The sequence below is a fragment of the Brevibacterium sp. W7.2 genome (assembly GCF_018137945.1).
GTDB lineage: Bacteria > Actinomycetota > Actinomycetes > Actinomycetales > Brevibacteriaceae > Brevibacterium > Brevibacterium sanguinis.
Genome location: NZ_CP073089.1, coordinates 1,504,569 through 1,526,460 on the forward strand (window position 1 = coordinate 1,504,569; position 21,892 = coordinate 1,526,460).

Sequence of the window (21,892 nt, forward strand, 5' to 3'; positions counted from 1 at the left end):
GACTTTGGACTTCAACTTGAGGATTGAGGGCATGATGCACGACGGGCACGCGGTGGAGTTCCGTACAGGGATTCCGTCTGGGAGTAAGAAGTAGACGGTCATGGTGAATGAGCGGGTTGCCAGAGGCTCGGTTAGGCACGGTGCTACTCGTTCGACGACTACGACGTCGTCGATGAGCCCATTGCCGCGGCGATATCGAGGGCATCGAGGGCGAACAGGAGGCCAACTGCAGGTTGGTTGAGCTCGCCAGCCTTGTGGGCTGAACGCGATCCATTTGATTGCCAGGTCGGTGACATCGTCGACGTCATACTCGCTAGTGGACTGAAAGAAGAAAAACGGATGAGTCAACTTGGGGCATTTATCTGGGGCACCGCCGACGTGTTGCGAGGCCCGTACAAGGCTAGCCAGTACGGCAACGTCGTCCTGCCCATGACGATCCTGCGCCGTCTCGACTGCGTTCTCGCAGAACACCAAGCAATCATCGAACCGTTGGTGGAGCGCTTCGGGAACAATCCTGAACTGCTGTCCGCGCAGGTCCGGCGCGCTACCGGCCTGCCCTTCTACAACACCAGTCCCTGGACACTGAAGACCCTGCTCGGGGATTCGAAAGGGCTCGAGGCAAACCTGAAACAGTACGTCAATGGGTTCTCCGACAACATGGACGTCTTCGAGCGTTTCAAGCTTGCCGACGAGATCAGCACGATGGCCGAAAAGAACATTCTGTACATCGTTGTGGAACGCTTCGCCAACATCGACTTGCACCCCAAGACGGTCACCAACGCCGAGATGGGTGACCTCTACGAGTACCTCATCCGCACCTTCAACGAATCCTCCAACGAGGCGCCCGGCGAGCACTTCACCCCACGTGATGCCATCCGCCTCCTTGTGGACCTTGTCTTCGAAGGTGACGACGAGGCGCTGAGCACTCCGGGCGCTATCCGGTCGATCTATGACCCTACGGTCGGCACAGGTGGGATGCTCTCCATCGCAGAAGAGCACCTGATCGGCAGCTCCGACAAGTCCGGACTGAACCCGCAAGCGCAACTGCGACTCTATGGACAGGAGTGGAACGACCACTCCTACGCCGTGTGCAAGTCCGACCTGCTCATCAAGGGGTACGACTCCAGCAATATCCAGCTCGGTGACACCCTTGCCGACGACAAGTTCGCTGGCCAGACGTTTGACTACTGCATGTCGAACCCACCGTACGGCGACGACTGGAAAGCCAGCCAATCCGCCGTCATAGACGACCTTAAAGACCTCGGCAACGCATCCCGCTTCTACGCTGGCGGTGACAAGCCTAAGCAGAACGTGCCCGCCGTCAGCGACGGACAGATGCTGTTTCTACAACACGTAGTGAGCAAGCTCCGCCCCAAGATCAAGGGTGGTGGCCGTGGCGGCATCGTCATGAACGGCTCCCCCCTGTTCAACGGAGGCGCAGAGTCCGGCCCGTCAAACATCCGCAAGTGGCTCCTCGAGCACGACCTCATCGACGCGATCGTGGCGCTGCCGACTGACATGTTCTACAACACCGGTATCGCGACCTACATCTGGATCGTGGATAACAACAAGCCCGAAGAGCGCCAAGGCAAAGTGCAGCTGATCGACGGCACCGAGTTCTATGCCAAAATGCGCAAGAAGCTCGGCGACAAGGGCCGTGAACTCACCAAAGGCAACCGCGCCACGATCGTGCAGCTCTACGCCGACTATGTCGAGACCGCGCACTGCAAGATCGTCCCGATCGAAGAGTTCGCTTACTGGAGCATCGCCGTGGAGCGCCCTCAACGCGGCGACGACGGCGGGGTCATCACGAACGCCCGAGGCAAGAAGCAGCCCGACGCGCGCCTGCGCGACACCGAACGGGTCCCGTTCACCTATAACGGCAATACCCACACGGATGAGGGTCGCAAGGACACCATCAAGGCCTACTTCGATACCGAGGTCAAACCCTATGTACCCGACGCCTGGGTGGATGAGAAGAAAACCAAGATAGGTTACGAGATCCCCTTCACCCGCCACTTCTACCGCTACCAGCCACCACGCCCACTTGAGGAGATTGATAAAGAGCTCCACCAGGTCACCAGCGAGATTCTTGAGCTATTGAACGAGGTGACGGAGTGATGTTGAAGTTCCGAGGGGAACCCCTCCCAGCTTGGTTTGGAACTCCACCAGCCAACGCCGAGCTAGAGATCCTTCCGGTGGGGTACCTATTTGAAAAGTTCCGGGAAATCCCAGGCGCAGGAGATGCTGACGCATACCAACGCCTGTCGTTAACCATGAACGGTGTGCTTCCCAGATCGCGAGAGGCGAATGATGGCCTGCAGCCGGAATCATTTGATTCCTACCAGCTGCTGAAGCCGGGTCAACTTGTGTTCAAGCTCATTGACCTCCAGAACGTCTCTACGAGCCGTGTCGGTCTGTCCGACGACGAAGGACTCGTAAGTCCCGCATACATCGTTGTTCAACCTTCCGAGAAGGTTCTTCCACGTTACGCATACTGGTATTTCATGGACCTTTACTTTCGGCGAGTCTTCAATAACCTCGGTGAGGACGGAGTCCGAGCATCCCTCGGATGGGAGGGGCTGAAAGAGCTTCCATTCCCGCTTTTGCCGTTCGAGAAGCAACACCAGATTGTTCGGTTCCTTGATGCGGAGACGGTGAAGATTGACCACATCATAACCAAACAACGCGAACTCCTGGGCCTGCTCGACCTTCGGAATGAGGCTCGCTGGCATGCTGCCTTCACCGGCTTTACTGCCGTGAAGACGCGCCCGTTGAAGCGGCTGCTTGTGAAAATGGACCGAGCAGTGGTTGCGGGGGCTGGCGTCGTTACTGCGTTTCGTGACGGTGGGGTGACTCTGCGCTCGAACCGTCGTGAAGAAGGGTTCACGTTCTCCGAGACGGAGGCCGGGTATCAAGGGATTGCGGCGGGCGACCTCGTGTTCCACGGCCTCGATGGCTTCGCCGGTGCTGTCGGCGTCTCCGATAGCGATGGGCAGTCCACGCCCGTCTATCACGTATGTCGACTCCGTGACGAGGATGATGATCTCCGCTTCATCGCCTACTCACTTCGTTACCTTGGACATAGCGGATTTTTGTCTACTCAGGCACCCAGTGTCCGCCAACGAGCAGTGGACTTCCGAAATTGGCAGACCTTCGGGCAGGTCCCACTTTCGCTACCAGCCAGGAGAGAACAGCAAAGGATTGTTGCGGAACTTGATGCAAGCGCAGCAGCGCTCGCTGATGCTAAGGCCACCATCGAGCGGGCAATTGGACTCTTACAGGAGCGGCGTTCGGCGTTGATTACAGCTGCGGTGACGGGGCAGATCGAGGCTTAGGGAGAAAATCATGGGTGTTCAGCACGAGAAGAGTTTCGAGACGGAGATCTGCGAGCACCTTGCGGCACACGGTTGGCTGTACGAGGAGGGGTTCGCTGGTTACGACCAGGAGCGAGCTCTGATCCCGGATGATGTGTTTGCTTGGCTGCAGGCGACGCAGCCTGAGCAGTGGGCGCGCGTCGTGCCGGACACCGAATCCCAAGTGGAGACTGAGCTCGCTAAGCGGCTACTGCTCGAGCGACTGGTGAAGGAACTGGATCAGCCCCTCGAACATGGAGGCGGCCTGCTTGCGGTGCTGCGTGGAGGATTTAGGAGGACTCCAGCGAAGTTCTCGATGTGCGCGTTCAAGCCCGCGACCTCAATGAATCCCGGGGCTCAAGAACACTACGAGGCGAACCAACTCCGCGTGGTCCGGCAGGTGCACCACTCTGCGAAGCGCCCACATGACTCCATCGACCTGGTGTTTTTCGTCAACGGTCTGCCGGTTGCGACGGCTGAGTTGAAGACGGACAACACGCAGTCGATTGATTCTGCGGTGCGCCAGTACCGCAGGGATCGCCCGCCTAAGGGTGAGCCGCTGTTTAAGTTCGGCGCCCGTGCGCTGGTTCATTTTGCGGTCTCCACGGACGAGATTCATATGACCACGAAACTCGACGGTGCGAACACCGTGTTCCTGCCGTTCAACCTCGGTAACAACGGGGGTGCGGGAAATCCGGTCAATCCTGAGGGTGCTGCGACGTCGTATCTGTGGGAGCGGGTGCTGCAGCGTGACAACTGGCTGCAAATCCTGGAACATTTCGTCAACCTGCAGATCACCGAGAAGGTCGATCCGATTACCGGCGCTCGCTCGCGTAGCCAGCAGATAATCTTCCCGCGCTTCCACCAGTGGGAGGCGGTCACCAGCCTGCTGGACATCACGCAGGCTGAGGGTCCCGGTAAGAAGTATCTGATCCAGCACTCGGCAGGCTCAGGGAAGACGAACTCGATTGCGTGGCTCGCGCACGGTCTCGCGAATCTGCACAACAGCGATAACTCGAAGACGTTCGATTCGGTCATCGTTGTCACCGACCGAACCGTGCTTGACGATCAGTTGCAGAAAGCCATCAAGTCGATTGAGGACACCAGGGGCGTTGTGGGAACAATCAACGCTGACGAGGTTCGTAAGGCATCGGCTTCCTCGAAATCGGCGCTTCTTGCTCAGGAGCTCAGTAGCGGCAAGCTCATCATCATCGTTACGTTGCAGACGTTCCCGTTCGTTTTGGAGGCACTCGCAGAGCAGGGTGGGCTCGCGGATCGGAAGTTCGCGGTGATCGCGGACGAGGCCCACTCCTCACAGACGGGTACGAGCGCCCAGAAACTGCGCCAAGTCCTGTCACAGGCCGAGGTCGAGGCGCTCGAGGATGGCGGCGAGGTGAGCGTGGAGGACGTGCTCGCTGCCGAGATGGCTGCCCGCGCTACGGCACAGAACATCTCGTTCTATGCGTTTACCGCGACTCCGAAGGGCAAGACGCTGGAGATGTTCGGACGCCCCGGTGCGGACGGGAAACCGGCACCATTCCACGTGTACACGATGCAGCAGGCGATCGAGGAGAGCTTCATCCTTGACGTGCTGCGTAATTACACCACCTACAAGACCGCCTTCCAGCTCGCTCGCAAGACCGGCGACGCTGCGGACGGGGATGACCTGGTGGATGAGGGCCCCGCGAAGAAGGGTCTGATGCGGTGGGTGAGCCTGCACCCGACGAATATCGCCCAGAAGGTGCAGATCATCGTCGAGCACTTCCGGGAGAATGTCGCGCACCTGCTCTACGGTCACGCGAAGGCCATGGTGGTGACCTCGAGCCGTGCTGCCGCGCTGAAGTACAAGATGGCGATCGACGCCTACATCGACAAGCATGACTACCAGCTCGGCACTCTGGTGGCGTTCTCCGGCAGCCTGACCTCGGAGCAGATAGAGGACACCATGCCGAGCGTGCAGGAGCCCTACACCGAAGCGAACACGAACCCCGACCTGCGCGGACGTGGCATCCCGCAGGCATTCGCCGGGGACCAGTTCCGGGTGTTGATCGTGGCGAACAAGTACCAGACCGGGTTCGACCAGCCGCTGCTATGCGCGATGTACGTGGACAAGCGCCTCGACGGAATCGAAGCCGTCCAAACCCTCTCACGCCTGAACCGCACCCTGCCCGCCCGAGGTAAGGACACCACGTTCATTCTCGACTTCGTCAACGACGCCGACACGATCCTCGAAGCGTTCCTGCCGTACTACCGGACTGCTGAGATCGTAGAGACTACCGACCCTGATCTCGTACATGACCTCGCACGAAAGATCGAGACCGTCGGGATTTACACCAGCGGCGACGTGGACGAATTCGCGCGAGCGTTCATCATCGACAAGGATCACGGGAAGCACACCGCACCGCTGAAGCGGGCAGCCGACAGGTTCAACGACCGCTACGTCGCAGCAGTGATCGACAGAGCCAAGGCTGAAGTCGACGAGCTCGACTTGTTTCGCAAAGACGTCGGCTCGTTCGTGCGGCTCTACGACTTCCTGTCGCAGATCGTTGATTACCAGGACACCGACCTGGAGAAGCTCGCGCTCTTCCTCCGCCTACTGCGGCCCCGCCTCACAGGTCGCAAGACCCCAGAGGAGCTGGACTTCAACACCATCGAGCTAACCCACATCAAACAGACCCGAAAGAGTGAAGGAGCTATTCCGCTCGTCGGCGATGGAGAGAAGCTCAATCCGATGGGCGTTGGCGGCGGGCGTGCACGCGACCCGCACATGGTGGCGTGGCAAGAGATCCTCGGCAACATCAACTCACTGTTCGAGGATGAGGACTTCGACCCCGGCTCAGTGGAGTCGTGGGTGCAGGGCGTAGTCACGATCCTCGTACAGAACGAAGCGATTAAGGATCAGGTCAACGCCAACTCCAAGGAGCAGTTCCGCGAGTCCCAGACGATGGAAACGGCTGTCACTAACGCGGTGCTCGATCACCAGGACACCCAGAACACCATCTTGGAGAAGTTCTTTGAGAGCCCTCACCGCAGAGGACAGGTTGTTAAGGAGATCTCAGACCTTGTCTACTGGGAACTCCGGCATCAGACGGAAAAGAAGCTGCGACGCGACGACAGCGCAGAGCAAGCTGCCGATAATTCGTGATCTCTACTATGCAGCGGAGCGGCGCGATGCTTCGAACAGATATAAGAGCGAGACATCTTGGAGTTCCGCTTCAACGTGTAGCTGAGGAGCCATCTTTGCCGCCCCAGGCCCTGGCCAGTTCGAACCAGTTCCGGTTCGCGACCAAGGTGATCGTCTCGGCGGAGTCGACGGTGATCTGGTGTGTGAACTTGTCCGCGCGGAACGGGATGATCTCGTCTACGACCGGATCCTCGTGTGGTTCGTACATGTCGAGCGTCAGAAGCGACCGTGTTCGAGTGACGGGTGTGAGCCACGCGAACTGGCGCTTCACGCGGTATGCCACCTGGGTGCGGGCGAATTGCTCCTCTGCCCCTCCGGCCGCTGCGATCGATGAGGCGAAGGCTTCGTAGTGAGCTCGAAGAGAGCCCGGGAACAGTGTGTCGGGTCCTGTCATCGCGCGTCCTCCTGACGGAGATCACCTCGGTCAACCATTGTACGCATCGATTTCGTCGTTGCCGAGTGAAGTCGTGACGATGCGTACAGTCGGTCGATCAGAAGTACGTCGCCCTGCAGCGCTGGTCGTCGTGGGCGAGCTGGCCCTGTGGCGGCGACCGAAAGGGGACGGTGTCGCCTGGTCACAATTTGATGGCTGTTAGTGCCGGAACTTTGTGGAGTTCCGCAGCGGATTAACCTCTGGGGGCAAGAAGTAGCGCATCTCAGCGGTTAGGCCGCCTCGGGCGTCATCGTGACAGATGATCACCGACGCCCAGGAGGCCACCTTGTCTGCCGAGTCAAACGCCCGAGCCCACGCCGAAGCCTTCCGATGGTGGCGCGGTGCTCCCGAGCTCACTGAGAGGGAAGCACGGCGGCGCGACCTTGAAGCCCTCCGCGACGCCGTCGCCGAGCTGATCGTCGAGTGGTTCGACGAGGACGACCTTATGTTGGACGAGATCGGCGATCCCATCTTGCTGGCGAAGGCAGCGCTGGCACGGCCAGACCTGTGTCCCAGGATCGCCCGCCATTCCCGCGCCGTTGATCTCTCCGAGAGTCTGAGGCGGCGGATTTCGGGGCACGATTAGTGTTTCGGGGCCCGCCAAAGGGCCTTCATGAGCACGATGATCGCGGGGGTCGCAGGTTTGGATCCTGTCAGCCCGACGTTTGCCCAGGTGAGAGAGAGTTTCTCGCCTGGGCCTCGTCGTATCCGGGAACGATGTCACCGCTGCGGTCATTGCTAAATTGGAGAAGACCCCCAGCGCCGTGCGGTGTCGAGCGTCTTCGTCTGGCACCGAGGGTAATGGCTGCCGCCCGTCGCGGGCGACGGTTGCCTTCGGTGAGGTCGAGGTCAGACGAACGATGGGCCATCGTCCTCAGGCTGCTCTTTATCGGTCGGCTCCCAGGAGCGGTGGTACATTTGCTCTCGTGCCTGCCGCTCCCGGATCTCACGGTCAATCTGCGCACGCTTGGCAGCGCGTTCGGCGGCCTTCCTGGCTTCAACCTGCCTGAGGCGAACCTCGGTTGCGGCCTCCTCCTGCCGTCGAGCCTTCTTCGCCACGTTGAACCGTGCCCGGCGCTGGGTCATATCGAGGCCCGCGTCGGCACCGCTGTCTTCAGTCGCGATGGCTTCCCATACCAGCATCAGGATGGTCTCCCAGCGTTTGATGACCTCTCGGTGCAGTACAACACCTTGCTCCTGAAGCTCCTTCAGCCCAGGCACCTGTTCCGGGGCCAGGCCGGCGACATGTAGGATCGTGCCCGTCACTTCCTCGAAGGTGGGCGGGGCCAGTGGTTGGCTGGTTAGCGCACGCACGATCGCGTTAACCTGCTCAGCACGCTGCTCGGCACGCCTGGCCTCCGCCCGGCCTCGAAAGAGGGAGCCGAGCAGGCCCAGGGGGCGCGCCAGCTTCTCGCGACGCTCTGCCAGGTCAGCGAGGACAACTTCGCGGCGGTGGGTCGTCTGCTCGATGGTGAGGTCTTCCCTGAGCTCCGTAGTGCGGAAGCATGTCAGCTCAGTGACCGCCAGTTCGTGGTCAGCGCCTGCCATGGCGTTGTGATCGGCAGTCAGTTCGGCTGTTTCATACGGATGCTGCACCCGAAAAGGGCGTGTCTCAACTTCACGCAACCGGATATGAACGGACGCAAGGGCAGCCCCCACAGGGACGCTCTCTGGAAGCCGAGCGAATGCGCCCAGCACGGTTTCGATGACGTCGAGAGACAGCGCACGGGCCTCGTCGGCAGCATCCTGGTTGGTGATCTTGATGGTGGTCATTGGAGTCTCCTTAGGTTTGGTTATTTGCTCAGCTGTCGGGTGTATGAAAGATACCGTTCTCGCGCAGGGGTCAACTTCTCGGGCGGTGGCTTGGGGGCCCGTCGTCGTGGGAGCAACGGTGTATCAACATTCGCCGACAGGATGTCCAAGGCGATTAGATCGGCGCGCACCGACTCCTCACCGGCCGCACGGCCTGCTTCATATCCGCGTTCGAAGCCTGATTTGCGCCCTTCCTGCTCGGCCTGCGTCTTACATTCCATGAGGTCACGCTCTGCCGCGGTGACGTCCGACTCGCGGACACGAACTTTCACGGCGCGGGCGTTCAGCTCGTCCTGATCGCGTGCAAGCTTTGTCTTGCCTGCCAACAGCCGATGGGCGCTCGTCGCGTACTCAGAGCTACTCAGATGCTCCTTCGAGCGCGCGGTGACCTTGAACTCGACATCGTAACCGGAATCAGCGAGGACTTGGCGATGCTCCTTGTGCTGGCGCTGGAGATCGCCGGGCCCCTTGAAGAAGTCCTTCTGACTCAGCCGCCCGTCCTCCGTTACCGGGACCGTCAGAAGCTGCAGCTGCGGATGCGTCTCGTCCATGTGCACCGAGAAGCCAGGCAGGTTCTCATGGCCGAACTCCGCAACGGCCCATGCGATCTGCGACTCGATATAGCGTTCCGCCTCGGCGTTCAAGCCATCGTCGCGCCAGTCCGGATTGTGCTCGGCGAACCACTTCGGATCGAGCTGCAGGATGAGCGGTCGAATCGCGACGGCATCCGCCTTAATCCTCTTCTTGACCGTCGCCAGGCGTGTATCGAGGTAGTCCAGTAGCTCCGCCGACGGCGGCCTGTCATTTCCGTCGGCAGCCTGCGTCACCACCGGAGTCCGCCAACCGCCGTTTCCGTCGTCGACCATCGTGATGTTCATCCACGTGCGTGTCGGGTCGATGTTCGGGTTCCGATGACCGAAGTCGAAGCCGGCGGCCTGGTCCACATCTCGCGCGATTTGGCGGGCGGAAGCGACCCGATGACTTCCGGCGGCCTTCACCTTGTGGCTCGCATCGAAGGTAGCCGTGTAACTCACTGCGACCACCTCCGGTGGTCAGATCGCGAACCACATCGCCTGTTGGTGATGCGCTCCGCGATGCCTCCGGCGGCGCTCCCGCGGGGCCCACCGTTCCGGAGAATATCGCCCCTCCCCATCTGGGACCCTGCGCCCTGATGTGGAGCCTCTGCGACAACTTCCGGAACGGTAGGTGTAGCCCATACACCGACCACTCCGCTGGGTCGGTTTCCGGGGCCCTCCGAGGGCCCGCTGCGCGGGGGCACTCAGCCGCTGGCGCGGCCTCGATCCGGCGATCCGTCAGCGCTCCACTGGAGCCCTGACAGAGGGAATGATGTAAGGAGAGGTGACAGTTCGTGTGTCGCGCTGCAACTGCAGGTGACTTCATGATTGCTTCGTACTCAACAGGTGTCAATCGACCCAACCTGTCTTGTCGTCGACGTCGGTGATACGTCCGCTCGATCCAGGTCACGATCGCGATCCTCAACTGCTGCCTCGACACCCACCGGCGGCGGTTAAGAACGTTCTTCTGCAACAGCGCGAAGAAGCTCTCCATGGCCGCGTTATCGCCAGCAGCGCCGACCCTGCCCATCGACCCCACCAGTCCATGACGGGCTAAGGCGCAGGTGAATTCTTCGATCGGAACTGGCTGCCACGATCGGAGTGGACCACGCAACCGGCCACGTCACCGCCCCTGCGTGCCACAACCAAACCTTCAGCAGTCCCGACCGACCTTCGAGCCCGCCCGATTTTCCACCGCACCAGGAATGCGATCGAGGTGCACTCGACAGTCGTGTTCACATTGTTGACTGTATCGAGGCTCATGTAGGACGCGAACGGGGCGTCGTCGAAGAAGATCATCACCATTTTACGGCCGTTGCGGGGGTTCACTGGCCGATTTGGTGAGCAGGACATCACGTACACACCGGAAGTGCCCGAGGCCGTCGAAGAGATGTTCAGGGCTCCGGAAAAGCCGTAGATTCGGTCTCCGTCGGTGGGTATAACTAAAGCGGCTCTTCGCAGCTGAGAGTGTAGTCGGGTTGGGCGCGTCGGTCGCTGGATAGGGGTCGAGGCCCTCCGAGGATGGAAGTTCTGACACTGCCCATCCTGAGGACCTCGACATGGATCACGCTACCTTCGTTCGCCCTGACCTGACCACGTTCTGCCGTCTCGACGAGCTCGGCCTCGAGGCCGTCGGACAGCGGGTTGAGCCTGATCGTGCGGTGATCCAGTGCCGGGTCCTGGAGCCGGACCCGTGGTGCAGGGAGTGCGGGGCCGAGGGCGTGCCCCGAGACACGGTGATCCGCCGGTTGGCGCACGAGCCGTTCGGGCACCGGCCCACGACCTTGATGGTCCGGGTCCGCCGGTACCGGTGTGTTACCTGCCGTCGGACGTGGCGGCAGGACACGTCGAAGGCCGCGGCGCCGCGGGCGAAGATCACCCGTGGCGGGGTGGGCTGGGCGCTGACCGGTGTGGTCGTGGACCACCTCACCGTCAGCCGCGTCGCTGCCGGGCTGGGAGTGTCCTGGCATACCGCCAACGAGGCGGTCATCGCCGAGGGCAAGCGGGTGCTGATCGACGATCCGGCCCGGTTCGCCGGGGTCACCACCATCGGGGTCGATGAGCACGTGTGGCGTCACACGCGCCACGGCGACAAGTACGTGACCGTGATCATCGACCTCACCCCGGCCCGGAACAAGTCCGGGCCCGCGCGGCTGCTGGACATGGTCGCGGGCCGGTCGAAGGCCGTGTTCAAGCAGTGGCTGGCCGATCGTCCTCGGGCGTGGCGGGACGGGGTGGAGGTCGTCGCGATGGACGGGTTCACCGGGTTCAAGACCGCTGCCGCCGAAGAGCTACCCACCGCAGTACCGGTCATGGATCCGTTCCACGTCATCCGTCTGGCAGGTGAGGGACTGGACCGGTGCCGGCAGCGCGTCCAGCAGCACACCCTCGGGCACCGGGGCCGGGCCGGGGACCCGCTCTACCGGGCGCGGCGGACCCTGCAGACCGGCGCGGACCTGCTCACCGACACCCAGCGCGCCCGGCTGGACACGGTATTCGCGGCAGACGAGCACGTCCAGGTCGAAGCGACCTGGGGCATCTACCAGCGGATGGTCGCCGCCTACCGCGAGCCCAACAAGACCACGGGCAAGCAGAGGATGCGAGCGGTCATCGAGTCGGTCGCCAGCGGCGTCCCAGACGCGCTGGTCGAGATCCGCACACTCGGCCGGACGCTGAAGCAGCGCGCCGCAGACGTGCTCGCCTTCTTCGACCGGCCCGGGACCTCGAACGGGCCGACAGAGGCCATCAACGGCCGACTCGAACACCTCCGCGGCTCCGCCCTCGGCTTCCGCAACCTCACCCACTACATCGCCCGATCTCTACTCGAGGCCGGCGGATTCAGACCCCGACTACACCCTCAACTGCGATGAGCCACTAAAGCTGAGCAACTAATACCTTACCTACTTCTGGTGTGCAAACATGGGGCTACTCTCTACTGTCGTGTTCACTGGCCATCGAATTACGCACCGGTCGTCGGCATCACCGTCGCCGGCGCTCAAGTGCTCGACTCGACCAGAAAAATGGCGAAACTAGTTCTTTACAGAATGAAAATCACGATCGCGGAACCTGGGACTATCGGGGAAGGGTATGTGGCCAACCGCGGTGGGTTCGTCCAACAGGCCGACATACTTGCATAAGCGAGACTCATTCCAGGTCGGCCCTACCCTGGGCAAATTCGGCTTCGTCGATCAAACCCGCAGCGTAGAGCTTCATGAGCCGACGCAGACCCTCCTGTGACTCCGTCCCGGTGTCCGCACCTGCGGAAGGCTGTCTCCTCGGCTTTGGGGGCAGGGGCGGATCCGGCGTCGGGGTAGCGCGCCTGCTAGCCGCAGCAGCGGCGGCGTTTATTGCATTGACCAGCTCGACGACTCCTGAGTCGCTGACACTGTTGGCGCTGGCCGTCGCAGCAATTGACACGCTCGGACCGATGATTTTGAGTTGGAAGATCCTTTCATCTTGTGGCCGTTGCACATGCGTGTTCCCAGCCAAAGAGCTCACCGTCCGCGTGGAAGTGACTATGTTACCGGAGACCGAATACTCGGCGTGAGCTCCAGCGATCGGGCCGCCGATGCTATTCGCTCGAAACGGATCTCCAAGCCAGATCTCTCGGCTGTAGACTTTGATACCGAAAGCACGTGACACCGGCGAGCTGTAGGTAATCTCGCCGGTGTTTTCTGTCGAGCGCGCGTATAGCTTCTGCAACGCGGCATCGCGTTCTTCTCGCTTGTGCAGCCTTACTAGTCGTTCGGGGTAAAGCGATTCAATGATGCGGAGAAAACTGTTCCATGACTCGGTGCCGTATACAGGTGAAGTGTCGACGGCATTTGGGAACTCGGAGTCTGGGAGAGTGTCGGGCCATGCTGAGATGTCGCCCTTACGGACGAGCTGGAGGAAGCGCAATCCGAAGGTCGAATTCTTCACCCGGATCTCGTCGATGTCGCTGATATCGAGCTCCAATCGCCCGTCGTCAATAGCGATGGCGGTCTCAGAAAGCCGCACGACCTCATGGCCTTTCTTCGTGCGCACCGAGCGAGCGGTAGCACCGACTGCCTGGGACGATTGGTGCGTTTCACCGTCGACGACGATGGGAACGCCTAGCCCGCCTCCCTTCCGTTCGAGCAACGCAGCGGCTGCCTGCAGGCTGGCGACTTCAGTGACGACGACAGCATCAGGATCACTATGAGGCGAGTATTTCTCACCCGGTTCAACCTTGTGACCAGCACGAACAAATCGCAAGTAGCCGGTGCTCCATATGCTCTTCGGCATCGCCACGTGAATGTGATCGAGTTCGTTGATTGCCCATTCGGACTTCGTCTCGCCTTTGCGTTCGAGGCGAATGTGGGTGCGATCATCGTCCATAACAACCGAGGTTCGCCGGTCAACTCGACACAGGTTCATGCTCATACGATGGGCCTCTCGTCATCGGTACCGCGGATCCACCCGGCACCTCGCACATTTACGTCAGGCGAAGTCTACAGGAGAAGGCCGGACCGGCACCGTGTGTTGCATCGCTACTTTCATCTGCAAACGGGAACGGGTACCGTCGCCTTCCAGTGAGTCCCTGCTCTGACCAAGAGAACCGCGAATGGGAGCCTGCTTGGGCGCATCCAGAATCTTTGAGTGGACTGCATGGAGGTTTCCACCAACGGACTTCATTGAACGGCATTGAAGCGACGGTTCGCAGTATCCGGTGCCTGAAAACGTGCAGACACGATTGTAACGTGCAGACACGATTGTGAGGAGAGAGTTCAAAGCGGGTCATCCAGCTGGTCAGATAATATTCCAATTGTTCGGAATCCTTCTAGAAGTCGGCGCTAGCATAAAATTGACTATTCTAATAATTCCTGAGACATTGCTATCGTGAAGGGCAATTTTTGAGTTCGGGGCGATCGACTTCCACTTATTTCGGTTATCCCATTGGTTGCAGCAATATAAAATTAGGGACTCGGCCTGAATGCTGTCTTTGGAGAAGATCTCAGCAGGATCTCTGAAGCTGTCACTTGGACCGGGGCCGATGGTCCCATCGGAGCGCCCATGCAACGTCGGAATCAAAATGTTTGCTTTGGACGTGGTGATTGCACGAGTGAACTGGGCCCAGGATTCCGCGCATGGAGGCACAGATTGGCATTGGACTAAATTTTCAGTGTCGCGTTGCAGTCTGGTAAGTTGGTCATTCATCAAAGAATACTGCCGGTCGAAATGCACGATTTTGACGACGGGCTCTCTGATTTTCTCTGAATTTTTGATCATTACACATCTTCCGGCGTCTATTGTAGCATTGATGATTTGACTTATTTCGTTTGCTTGTGAGCTAAAAATTACATCGACCGATTTGTTTCGATATTGAGTGTTTAATGTTATCTGTTATCGGGGATGTGGTTCTTATGGGTCAGTTGTCTGAGGTTGGGAGTTTGTAGGTGGCCTATTAGGCGACTAGCACAACCTTCCCCGTCGTCTTACGTCCCTCGAGCGCCCGGTGCGCTTCAGCGGCTTCGGCCAGCGGGAAGGTCTCGCCGATGCGGAAATCGAGCCAGCCCTTCTCGACTCCGCTCGAGACCATCGCCCACCGCTTCGCCAGCGCCTCCGGAGTCGCGACCATCCACGCCAGCGACGGCCGGGAGAGGAAGATGCCGCCGGACGAGTTGAGCCGCTGGATGTCGAACGGCGGCACCTGACCCGACGCCCCGCCGAAGAGCACCATCGAGCCCAAGGGTTTGAGCGACGCCAACGAGCCGTCGAACGTGTCCTTGCCGACCCCGTCATAGGCCACCTCGACGCCCTCACCCTCGGTGAGCGAGCGCACCTTCGCCGCGACATCGACATCCGGACCGTAGAGGAACACCTCATCGGCTCCGGCCTTGCGGGACAGCTCCGCCTTCTCCTCGGTGCTCACCGTCGAGATGACATTGCCGCCCAGATGCTTGATGATCTGCGTGAGGATGAGCCCGACCCCACCGGCCCCGGCATGAACGAGCGCCGTATCACCCGGCTTGATCGCATGCGACGTCGTCGCCAGGTACTGCGCCGTCAGACCCTGCAACGGCATCGCCGCTGCCACCTCGGCGCTCACGGTCTCCGGAACAGTGAGGAGATTGTCCGCCTTCACGACGACCTGCGTCGCATACGACCCCGGTCCCTCGTGCCACGCCACCCGATCGCCGACCTTGTACGTCTCGACCCCATCGCCCACCTCGGCGATGTGACCCGTGCCCTCGACGCCGACGACATGCGGGTAGTCCATCGGATAGACCCCCGACCGCCGGTACGTGTCGATGAAGTTCACCCCCGCCGCCTCGACGTCGACGAGCACCTCGCCCGGCCCCGGCCTCGGCGTCTCGATCTCACCGACCTCGAGCACCTCGGGTCCACCGGCCTGCATCGCACGTACTGCCTGGGTCATCACGCCTCCTGCATATTATTTACTGATGCTGTATGGTTATTCATATGAACGCTCTCACGGTCGCCGTCTCCGGCGCCACCGGCTACGCAGGCGGGGAAGTCCTCCGCCTGCTCAGCACCCACCCCCACCTCACCGTGACCACCGTGTGCGGTCACTCCTCGGTCGGGGAGCTGCTCGGCCGACACCAGCCCCACCTTCCCAGGTATGCGGACTTCGTCATCGAAGACTCGACCGCCGAGGTGCTCGCCGGCCACGATGTCGTCGTCCTCGCTCTGCCTCACGGCAAATCCGGGGCGATCGCCGCGGAACTGGCCGAGACCAGCCCCGATACCCTGATCGTAGACCTTGCCGCCGACCACCGTCTCATCAGTCCCGAAGCGTGGGAGGCCTTCTACCACTCCGCCCACCAGGGCACCTGGACCTACGGCCTCCCCGAACTCCTGCTCGCCGACGGTAAGAAGCAGCGCACCCAGCTGACCGAGACGAACCGCATCGCCGTCCCCGGCTGCAACGTCACCGCCGTCACCCTCGGCCTCGCGCCGCTCATCGCCACCGGACTCATCGCCCCGACAGGGCTGAACGCCGTCCTCGCCAATGGTGTCTCCGGCGCCGGCAAAGCACTCAAGCCCCACCTCACCGCCGCCGAGATCCTCGGCGACGCCAGCCCCTACGGCACCGGCGGCACCCACCGCCACGTCCCCGAGATCGAACAGAACCTCAACGGCGTCCTCGGCGCCGACCCCTCCGACGGACCGGTGCGGATCTCCTTCACCCCGACCCTCGTGCCGATGTCCCGCGGAATCCTCGCAACGCTCACCGCCGACCCGACAGCCGACGCACCCCGGACCGCCGACGGCACCATCGACGCAGAGGCGCTGACCGCCCAGCTGACCAGTGCCTTCGCCGACGCCTACGCCGACGAACCCTTCGTCCGCGTCCTGCCCGAGGGCCAATGGCCGCGCACCGCGGCGACCACCGGCTCGAACGTCGCCCAGATCCAATTCACTTACGACCAGCGGGCCGAGAAGGTCCTCGTCGTCGTGGCGCTCGACAACCTCGTCCGCGGCACCGCCGGCCAAGCCCTCCAATCGATCCACCTCGCCCTCGGCCTCGAAGAGACCACCCACCTGCCCTTGGAAGGAGTCGCCCCATGAGCGTGACCGCACCGCTCGGCTTCACCGCAGCAGGCCTCACCGCCGGACTCAAACCCAGCGGAACGAAGGACCTCGCACTCGTCGTCAACAACGGCCCCGCGACCACCGTCGCCGCCGTCTACACGTCGAACCGCTGCCAGGCCAACCCCGTCATCTGGTCCCGGCAGGTCTCCGCCACCGGCCACGCCCGCGCCGTCGTCCTCAACTCCGGAGGCGCGAACTGCTACACCGGCGACTACGGGTTCGCGACCACCCAGCTCACCGCCGAAGAGACCGCGACCCTCCTCACCGACTCCGGCACCCCGACGCAGGCCGATGAAATCCTCGTCTGCTCGACCGGGCTCATCGGCGTCGGGGGAGAGGAGTTCCGCGCCGGCATCCTCGACCACCTCCCGCAGCTCGTCGCCGCCGCAGAGGACTCCGTGACCGGAGGACAGAACGCCGCCGAGGCGATCATGACGACCGACACCGTCGCGAAGACCGCAACCCGCGAGGGCCCGGGCTACACGATCGGCGGGATGGCCAAGGGCGCGGGCATGCTCGCCCCGGGCCTGGCGACGATGCTCGTCGTCCTCACCACCGACGCCCCGCTCGACCAGCCCACCCTCGACGCGGCCCTGCGCACAGCCACGCACGTCAGCTTCGACCGCCTCGACACCGACGGGTGCATGTCGACGAACGACACCGTCATCCTCATGAGCTCCGGCGCCGCGGACACGACCGTCGACACGGGCGAATTCGAGGGCCTCCTCGGTGAGCTCTGCCTTGACCTTATGCGCCAGCTCCACGTCGACGCCGAAGGCGCCCACCACGACATCGCGATCACCACCCGGGGTGCGGCCTCCACCGACGACGCCGTCACCGTCTCCCGGGCAGTGGGCCGGTCGAACCTCTTCAAGGCCGCGATCTTCGGGGAGGACCCTAACTGGGGTCGTGTCGTCGCTCAGGTGGGGACCACCTCGGCGGACTTCGATCCCACCGCCATCGACGTGACGATCAACGGCACGGAAGTGTGCCGCGCCTCCGGGCCCTACGCCGACCCCGCCGAGGTGACCTTCGGCCGTGAGGTCGACGTCGTCATCGACCTCCACGCCTGTGACAGCGAGGCCACCATCTGGACCTCCGACCTCACCCATGACTACGTCGAAGAGAACAGCGCCTACTCCACATGAGCACCCACCCCGACTTCTCCACGAAATCCACCGCCGCCCGGCTCGCCGCCGCCCAGGTCAAGGCCGAAGCGCTCACCGAGGCGCTGCCGTGGATCAAGACCTTCGCCGGGGCGACGATCGTCATCAAATACGGCGGCAACGCGATGATCTCCCCGGAGCTCCAGCAGTCCTTCGCCGACGACATCGCCTTCCTCCGCTTCGCCGGGATCCGCCCCGTCGTCGTCCACGGCGGCGGCCCGCAGATCTCCTCGATGCTCGCCCGCCTCGGCATCGAGAGCGAGTTCAAGGCCGGGCAGCGGGTGACGAGCGAGGAAGCCGCCGAGGTCATCCGCATGGTCCTCGCCGGCCAGGTCAACCGGGAGATCGTCTCCCGCATCAACATGAACGGCAACGCCGCGATCGGCCTCTCCGGTGAGGACGCCGACCTCCTGCTCGCGCACAAGACCGTCGCCGAGGTGGACGGACAGACCGTCGACCTCGGCCGGGTGGGCGAGATCGCCCAGGTCAACACGACCGTGCTCGGCGAACTCCTCGACGCCGGACGGGTGCCCGTCATCTGCTCCATCGCCTCTGAAATCGGGGGAGAAGCGGGAAAGCCGCTCAACATCAATGCGGACCTGGCCGCCTCGGCGGTGGCGAAGGCGCTGAAGGCACACAAACTCATCATGCTCACCGATGTGCCCGGCCTCTACGCGAACTGGCCGGACACGTCCTCGCTCATCTCCCGTATCGACCCGGACAAGCTGCGCGAACTCCTGCCGTCGCTCGATTCGGGGATGATTCCGAAGATGACCGCGGCGCTCGAAGCGATCGAGCACGGGGTCAAGCAGGCCCACATCATCGACGGCCGGATGGCGCATTCCCTCCTCCTTGAGGTCTTCACCTCGGAAGGCATCGGCACCATGGTCGAGGACACCATCGTCGAACCCGCACCGCTGGGTGACGGGCACCAAGCGAACCCCGCCGAGGCGGCCCCGACGGATGGTTTGAACGCGAGCAACGACAGCAACGGAGGACGTTCATGAGTGATCAGACGGGTACGCAGGCTTCTTCGGCCGGGCAGGATTCCGATCAGGCCCAAACGTGGCGGGACGACTTCTCCCGTGTCCTGTCCCCGGTGTTCGGATCCCCGCAGCTCGACATCGTCCGCGGTGAAGGCTCCTACGTGTGGGATGCGGCAGGCAAGCAGTACCTCGACCTACTCGCCGGCATCGCCGTCAACGCCCTCGGCCACTGTCACCCCGCCTGGGTCAACGCCATCACCGAGCAGGCCTCGACGCTCGGCCACATCTCGAACTTCTTCACCTCCCCGGCCCAGATCGGCCTGGCAGAGAAACTCCACGAAGTCCTCAACCTGCCTGCCGGTTCAGCCGTGTTCTTCTCGAACTCGGGAACCGAAGCCAACGAGGCGGCCTTCAAGATGGCCCGCCGCGCCGCCGGCGGGGGACGCCCCTTCATCATCGCCGTCGAAGGCGCCTTCCACGGCCGCACCATGGGCGCCCTCGCACTGACCGCGAAGGAAGCCTACCGCGAACCCTTCGCTCCCGGTGTCCCTGGAGTCGTCCACGTTCCCTACGGAGACGTCGAAGCGCTCGAAGCGGCGATCAATGAGAACACCGCAGCCGTCTTCATCGAACCGGTCCAAGGCGAGGTCGGCGTGCGGACGCATCCCGCCGGCTACCTCACCGCGGTGCGGGAACTGACGACGAAGGTCGGGGCGCTCATGATCCTCGACGAGGTGCAGTCGGGCATCGGCCGCACCGGTTCCTGGTTTGCCCACCAGGATCCCGAGATCGGCGAGGGCGTCACCCCGGACATCATCACCTCGGCGAAGGGACTCGGCGGCGGCATGCCGATCGGCGCAACCATCACCGTCGGCGATGCGAACACCAAGCTGCTCGAAGCCGGTCAGCACGGCACGACCTTCGGCGGCAACCCTCTGTCGTGTGCTGCAGGGCTCGCGGTGCTCGAGACCATCGAGAAGGAGAAGCTGCTCGACCATGTCACCGAGGTCAGCGACTGGCTCAAGGCCCAGCTGGCGGAGGTCGACGGCATCGGAGAGATCACCGGCAAGGGGCTGCTGCTCGGGCTCGAGCTGACAGCCGGTGCGTCGGGTGACGGCGCGGCCGGGCAGTCCGACGGCCAGGTCCCGGACTCGAAGGCCGTGGCCGCCCGTGCCCTCGAAGCCGGGTTCATCATCAACCCGGTAGCACCGGGACGACTGCGCCTCGCCCCGCCGCTGACCATCACCACCGACGAACTCACCCCGTTCATCGACGCTCTGCCTGAGCTCATCACCGGCTGATCCCCACCCACACTTTCCAAAGGACCCACCATGACACGCCACTTCCTCAAGGACACGGACCTCAGTCCGGCCGAGCAGGCCGAGGTCCTCGACCTCGCCGTCGAACTCAAGGCCGCCCCCTACTCGCGGACCCCGCTGGCCGGCCCGCAGACCGCCGCCGTCATCTTCGACAAGACCTCGACGCGCACCCGGGTCTCGTTCGCCGCCGGCATCGCCGCGCTCGGCGGGCAGCCGCTCATCATCAACCCCGGTGAAGCGCAGCTCGGACACAAGGAATCCATCGCCGACACCGCGCAGGTGATGTCCCGGATGGTCTCGACGATCATCTGGCGCACCTACGCCCAGGCCGGCCTCGAAGAGATGGCCGAATCCTCCTCCGTACCCGTCATCAACTCCCTGTCCGATGACTTCCACCCCTGCCAGATCCTCGCCGACCTGCTCACCATCCGCGAACACCGCGGCGACGTCAAGGGCCAGACCATGACGTACTTCGGCGACGGGGCGAACAACATGGCGAACTCCTACGCCCTCGGCGGAGTCAACGCCGGAATGCACGTGCGCATCGCCGCCCCCGCTGACTACCAGCCCGATACCGCGATCGTCGCCGAAGCCGAAGCTCTCGCCGCCCAGACCGGCGGATCGCTGACCGTCACCGACGACCCCGTTGCCGCCGCCACCGGCGCCGACGTTCTCGTCACCGACACCTGGGTGTCCATGGGGCAGGACTCCGCCGGGCGCGACGACGAGGCCTCGCCATTCACGAAGTTCCAGGTCAACCAGGGACTCATGAACCTCGGAAACGACGCGATCTTCCTCCACTGCCTGCCCGCCTACCGCGGCAAAGAGGTCACGGCCGAGGTCATCGACGGCCCCGCCTCGGTGGTCTTCGACGAGGCCGAGAACCGCCTCCACGCGCAGAAGGCACTCATGACCTACCTCCTGGAGCGATGATGGCCGAGCCGAATAACAGTGCACCGCTGACGAAGACTGCCCGACAGCAGAAGATCATCGATCTCATCACCCGCCAGTCTGTGCGAAGCCAGATCGAACTCGCCGAGGCGCTCGCGACGCAGGGCATTACTGTCACCCAGGCGACCCTGTCGCGCGATCTCGCCGAGGTGGGGGCCGTGAAGATCCGATCCACCGCGGGATCCGTATACGCCGTTCCCGGTGAGGGCGGGGACCGTTCCCTGCAGCAGTCGACGGGGGAGAGCCTTGACGCGAAGCTGCCGCGGATCCTCGAGGAGCTGCTCGTCTCCGCGGTCTCCCAGGACAACACTGTCGTGCTGCGCACCCCGCCGGGTGCCGCGCAGTATCTAGCCTCGGCGATCGACCGGTCGTCGATGGTCGGCATCTTCGGCACACTCGCCGGCGACGACACGGTGCTTGTCATCGCCGATGCCGCGGTCGGGGGAGCGGCCCTGGCCGAGACCTTCCTCGAATACGCGGCGGGCGGTGCGGGCGAGGATTGAGCCATCCGGGGGCCGCGCTTTCGTGCGGG

16 protein-coding genes and 1 pseudogene are annotated in these 21,892 nt (G+C 62.7%); 11 read left to right on the top strand and 6 right to left on the bottom strand.

Going from position 1 to position 21,892, the window contains the following annotated elements; translation table 11 throughout:
- Positions 1 to 237: 237 nt before the first annotated feature.
- Genes J9315_RS06750 through J9315_RS06760 form a run of 3 tightly spaced genes read left to right on the top strand, consistent with a single transcriptional unit; the run spans position 238 to position 6,501 of the window.
- Positions 238 to 2,121 carry a class I SAM-dependent DNA methyltransferase gene (locus J9315_RS06750; RefSeq protein ID WP_349251977.1) on the top strand — a complete coding sequence of 628 codons (1,884 nt, stop codon included), beginning with the start codon at positions 238 to 240 and terminating at the stop codon, positions 2,119 to 2,121.
- Complete coding sequence (locus tag J9315_RS06755; RefSeq protein WP_211979099.1) at positions 2,118 to 3,338, top strand: hypothetical protein; 1,221 nt, start codon at positions 2,118 to 2,120, stop codon at positions 3,336 to 3,338. The genes J9315_RS06750 and J9315_RS06755 overlap by 4 nt, the downstream gene beginning before the upstream one ends.
- A 10-nt stretch (positions 3,339 to 3,348) precedes the next feature.
- Entirely contained in the window at positions 3,349 to 6,501 is a 3,153-nt protein-coding gene (locus J9315_RS06760) for a type I restriction endonuclease (RefSeq protein ID WP_211979100.1), read from the top strand.
- A gap of 70 nt (positions 6,502 to 6,571) precedes the next feature.
- On the opposite strand, the gene J9315_RS06765 is transcribed toward J9315_RS06760, so the two are convergent.
- On the bottom strand, positions 6,572 to 6,934 hold the full coding sequence (locus J9315_RS06765) for a DUF5655 domain-containing protein (protein WP_211979101.1): 363 nt from the start codon (positions 6,932 to 6,934) through the stop codon (positions 6,572 to 6,574).
- A gap of 298 nt (positions 6,935 to 7,232) precedes the next feature.
- Here J9315_RS06765 and J9315_RS06770 point away from each other — a divergent pair, with 298 nt between their 5' ends.
- Positions 7,233 to 7,559: a hypothetical protein gene (locus J9315_RS06770; protein ID WP_211979102.1), complete on the top strand. Its 327-nt coding sequence runs from the start codon at positions 7,233 to 7,235 to the stop codon at positions 7,557 to 7,559.
- Between the two features lie 263 nt (positions 7,560 to 7,822).
- Here J9315_RS06770 and J9315_RS06775 read toward each other — a convergent pair whose 3' ends face one another.
- From J9315_RS06775 to J9315_RS06785, 3 genes and pseudogenes are all read right to left on the bottom strand, one after another.
- Entirely contained in the window at positions 7,823 to 8,746 is a 924-nt protein-coding gene (locus tag J9315_RS06775) for a hypothetical protein (RefSeq protein ID WP_211979103.1), read from the bottom strand.
- Positions 8,747 to 8,766: 20 nt separating this feature from the next.
- A complete protein-coding gene (locus J9315_RS06780; protein WP_249121050.1) occupies positions 8,767 to 9,819 on the bottom strand; it encodes a plasmid recombination protein in 1,053 nt (350 codons plus the stop codon).
- A gap of 343 nt (positions 9,820 to 10,162) precedes the next feature.
- Positions 10,163 to 10,470: pseudogene (locus J9315_RS06785) on the bottom strand (integrase core domain-containing protein); the annotation flags it as partial.
- Positions 10,471 to 10,919: 449 nt separating this feature from the next.
- Between J9315_RS06785 and J9315_RS06790 the strand changes: the two are divergent.
- Complete coding sequence (locus tag J9315_RS06790) at positions 10,920 to 12,230, top strand: ISL3 family transposase (RefSeq protein ID WP_036316278.1); 1,311 nt, start codon at positions 10,920 to 10,922, stop codon at positions 12,228 to 12,230.
- A 274-nt stretch (positions 12,231 to 12,504) separates the two neighbouring features.
- On the opposite strand, the gene J9315_RS06795 is transcribed toward J9315_RS06790, so the two are convergent.
- Together J9315_RS06795 and J9315_RS06800 are read right to left on the bottom strand one after the other, a co-directional pair.
- Positions 12,505 to 13,764 carry an SHOCT domain-containing protein gene (locus tag J9315_RS06795; protein WP_211979105.1) on the bottom strand — a complete coding sequence of 420 codons (1,260 nt, stop codon included), beginning with the start codon at positions 13,762 to 13,764 and terminating at the stop codon, positions 12,505 to 12,507.
- A 1,021-nt stretch (positions 13,765 to 14,785) separates the two neighbouring features.
- Positions 14,786 to 15,760: a quinone oxidoreductase gene (locus J9315_RS06800; protein WP_211979106.1), complete on the bottom strand. Its 975-nt coding sequence runs from the start codon at positions 15,758 to 15,760 to the stop codon at positions 14,786 to 14,788.
- A gap of 44 nt (positions 15,761 to 15,804) precedes the next feature.
- Here J9315_RS06800 and argC point away from each other — a divergent pair, with 44 nt between their 5' ends.
- The 6 genes from argC to J9315_RS06830 are packed head-to-tail and all read left to right on the top strand — an operon-like array spanning position 15,805 to position 21,863.
- Entirely contained in the window at positions 15,805 to 16,914 is a 1,110-nt protein-coding gene (gene argC, locus J9315_RS06805) for an N-acetyl-gamma-glutamyl-phosphate reductase (RefSeq protein WP_211979107.1), read from the top strand.
- Positions 16,911 to 18,086 carry a bifunctional glutamate N-acetyltransferase/amino-acid acetyltransferase ArgJ gene (gene argJ / locus J9315_RS06810; protein WP_211979108.1) on the top strand — a complete coding sequence of 392 codons (1,176 nt, stop codon included), beginning with the start codon at positions 16,911 to 16,913 and terminating at the stop codon, positions 18,084 to 18,086. Before argC ends, argJ begins: the two co-directional genes overlap by 4 nt.
- Positions 18,083 to 19,111 carry an acetylglutamate kinase gene (gene argB / locus J9315_RS06815; RefSeq protein WP_249121051.1) on the top strand — a complete coding sequence of 343 codons (1,029 nt, stop codon included), beginning with the start codon at positions 18,083 to 18,085 and terminating at the stop codon, positions 19,109 to 19,111. Before argJ ends, argB begins: the two co-directional genes overlap by 4 nt.
- Positions 19,108 to 20,391 (top strand): acetylornithine transaminase, encoded by a 1,284-nt coding sequence (locus tag J9315_RS06820; RefSeq protein WP_211979109.1) that lies wholly within the window; start codon positions 19,108 to 19,110, stop codon positions 20,389 to 20,391. Before argB ends, J9315_RS06820 begins: the two co-directional genes overlap by 4 nt.
- 30 nt (positions 20,392 to 20,421) lie before the next feature.
- Entirely contained in the window at positions 20,422 to 21,342 is a 921-nt protein-coding gene (gene argF, locus J9315_RS06825) for an ornithine carbamoyltransferase (protein ID WP_211979110.1), read from the top strand.
- On the top strand, positions 21,342 to 21,863 hold the full coding sequence (locus J9315_RS06830; RefSeq protein WP_211979111.1) for an arginine repressor: 522 nt from the start codon (positions 21,342 to 21,344) through the stop codon (positions 21,861 to 21,863). Before argF ends, J9315_RS06830 begins: the two co-directional genes overlap by 1 nt.
- The last annotated feature ends 29 nt before the right edge of the window (positions 21,864 to 21,892 follow it).

Bases quoted from the DNA above. Each gene is read 5' to 3' on its own strand.
- J9315_RS06770 (WP_211979102.1), top strand. From the start codon at position 7,233: ATGATCACCGACGCCCAGGAGGCCACCTTGTCTGCCGAGTCAAACGCC.
- J9315_RS06800 (WP_211979106.1), bottom strand. From the start codon at position 15,760: ATGACCCAGGCAGTACGTGCGATGCAGGCCGGTGGACCCGAGGTGCTC.
- argF (WP_211979110.1), top strand. From the start codon at position 20,422: ATGACACGCCACTTCCTCAAGGACACGGACCTCAGTCCGGCCGAGCAG.
- J9315_RS06795 (WP_211979105.1), bottom strand. From the start codon at position 13,764: ATGAGCATGAACCTGTGTCGAGTTGACCGGCGAACCTCGGTTGTTATG.
- argB (WP_249121051.1), top strand. From the start codon at position 18,083: ATGAGCACCCACCCCGACTTCTCCACGAAATCCACCGCCGCCCGGCTC.
- J9315_RS06760 (WP_211979100.1), top strand. From the start codon at position 3,349: ATGGGTGTTCAGCACGAGAAGAGTTTCGAGACGGAGATCTGCGAGCAC.
- J9315_RS06765 (WP_211979101.1), bottom strand. From the start codon at position 6,934: ATGACAGGACCCGACACACTGTTCCCGGGCTCTCTTCGAGCTCACTAC.
- argC (WP_211979107.1), top strand. From the start codon at position 15,805: ATGAACGCTCTCACGGTCGCCGTCTCCGGCGCCACCGGCTACGCAGGC.
- J9315_RS06830 (WP_211979111.1), top strand. From the start codon at position 21,342: ATGGCCGAGCCGAATAACAGTGCACCGCTGACGAAGACTGCCCGACAG.
- J9315_RS06790 (WP_036316278.1), top strand. From the start codon at position 10,920: ATGGATCACGCTACCTTCGTTCGCCCTGACCTGACCACGTTCTGCCGT.
- argJ (WP_211979108.1), top strand. From the start codon at position 16,911: ATGAGCGTGACCGCACCGCTCGGCTTCACCGCAGCAGGCCTCACCGCC.
- J9315_RS06775 (WP_211979103.1), bottom strand. From the start codon at position 8,746: ATGACCACCATCAAGATCACCAACCAGGATGCTGCCGACGAGGCCCGT.
- J9315_RS06820 (WP_211979109.1), top strand. From the start codon at position 19,108: ATGAGTGATCAGACGGGTACGCAGGCTTCTTCGGCCGGGCAGGATTCC.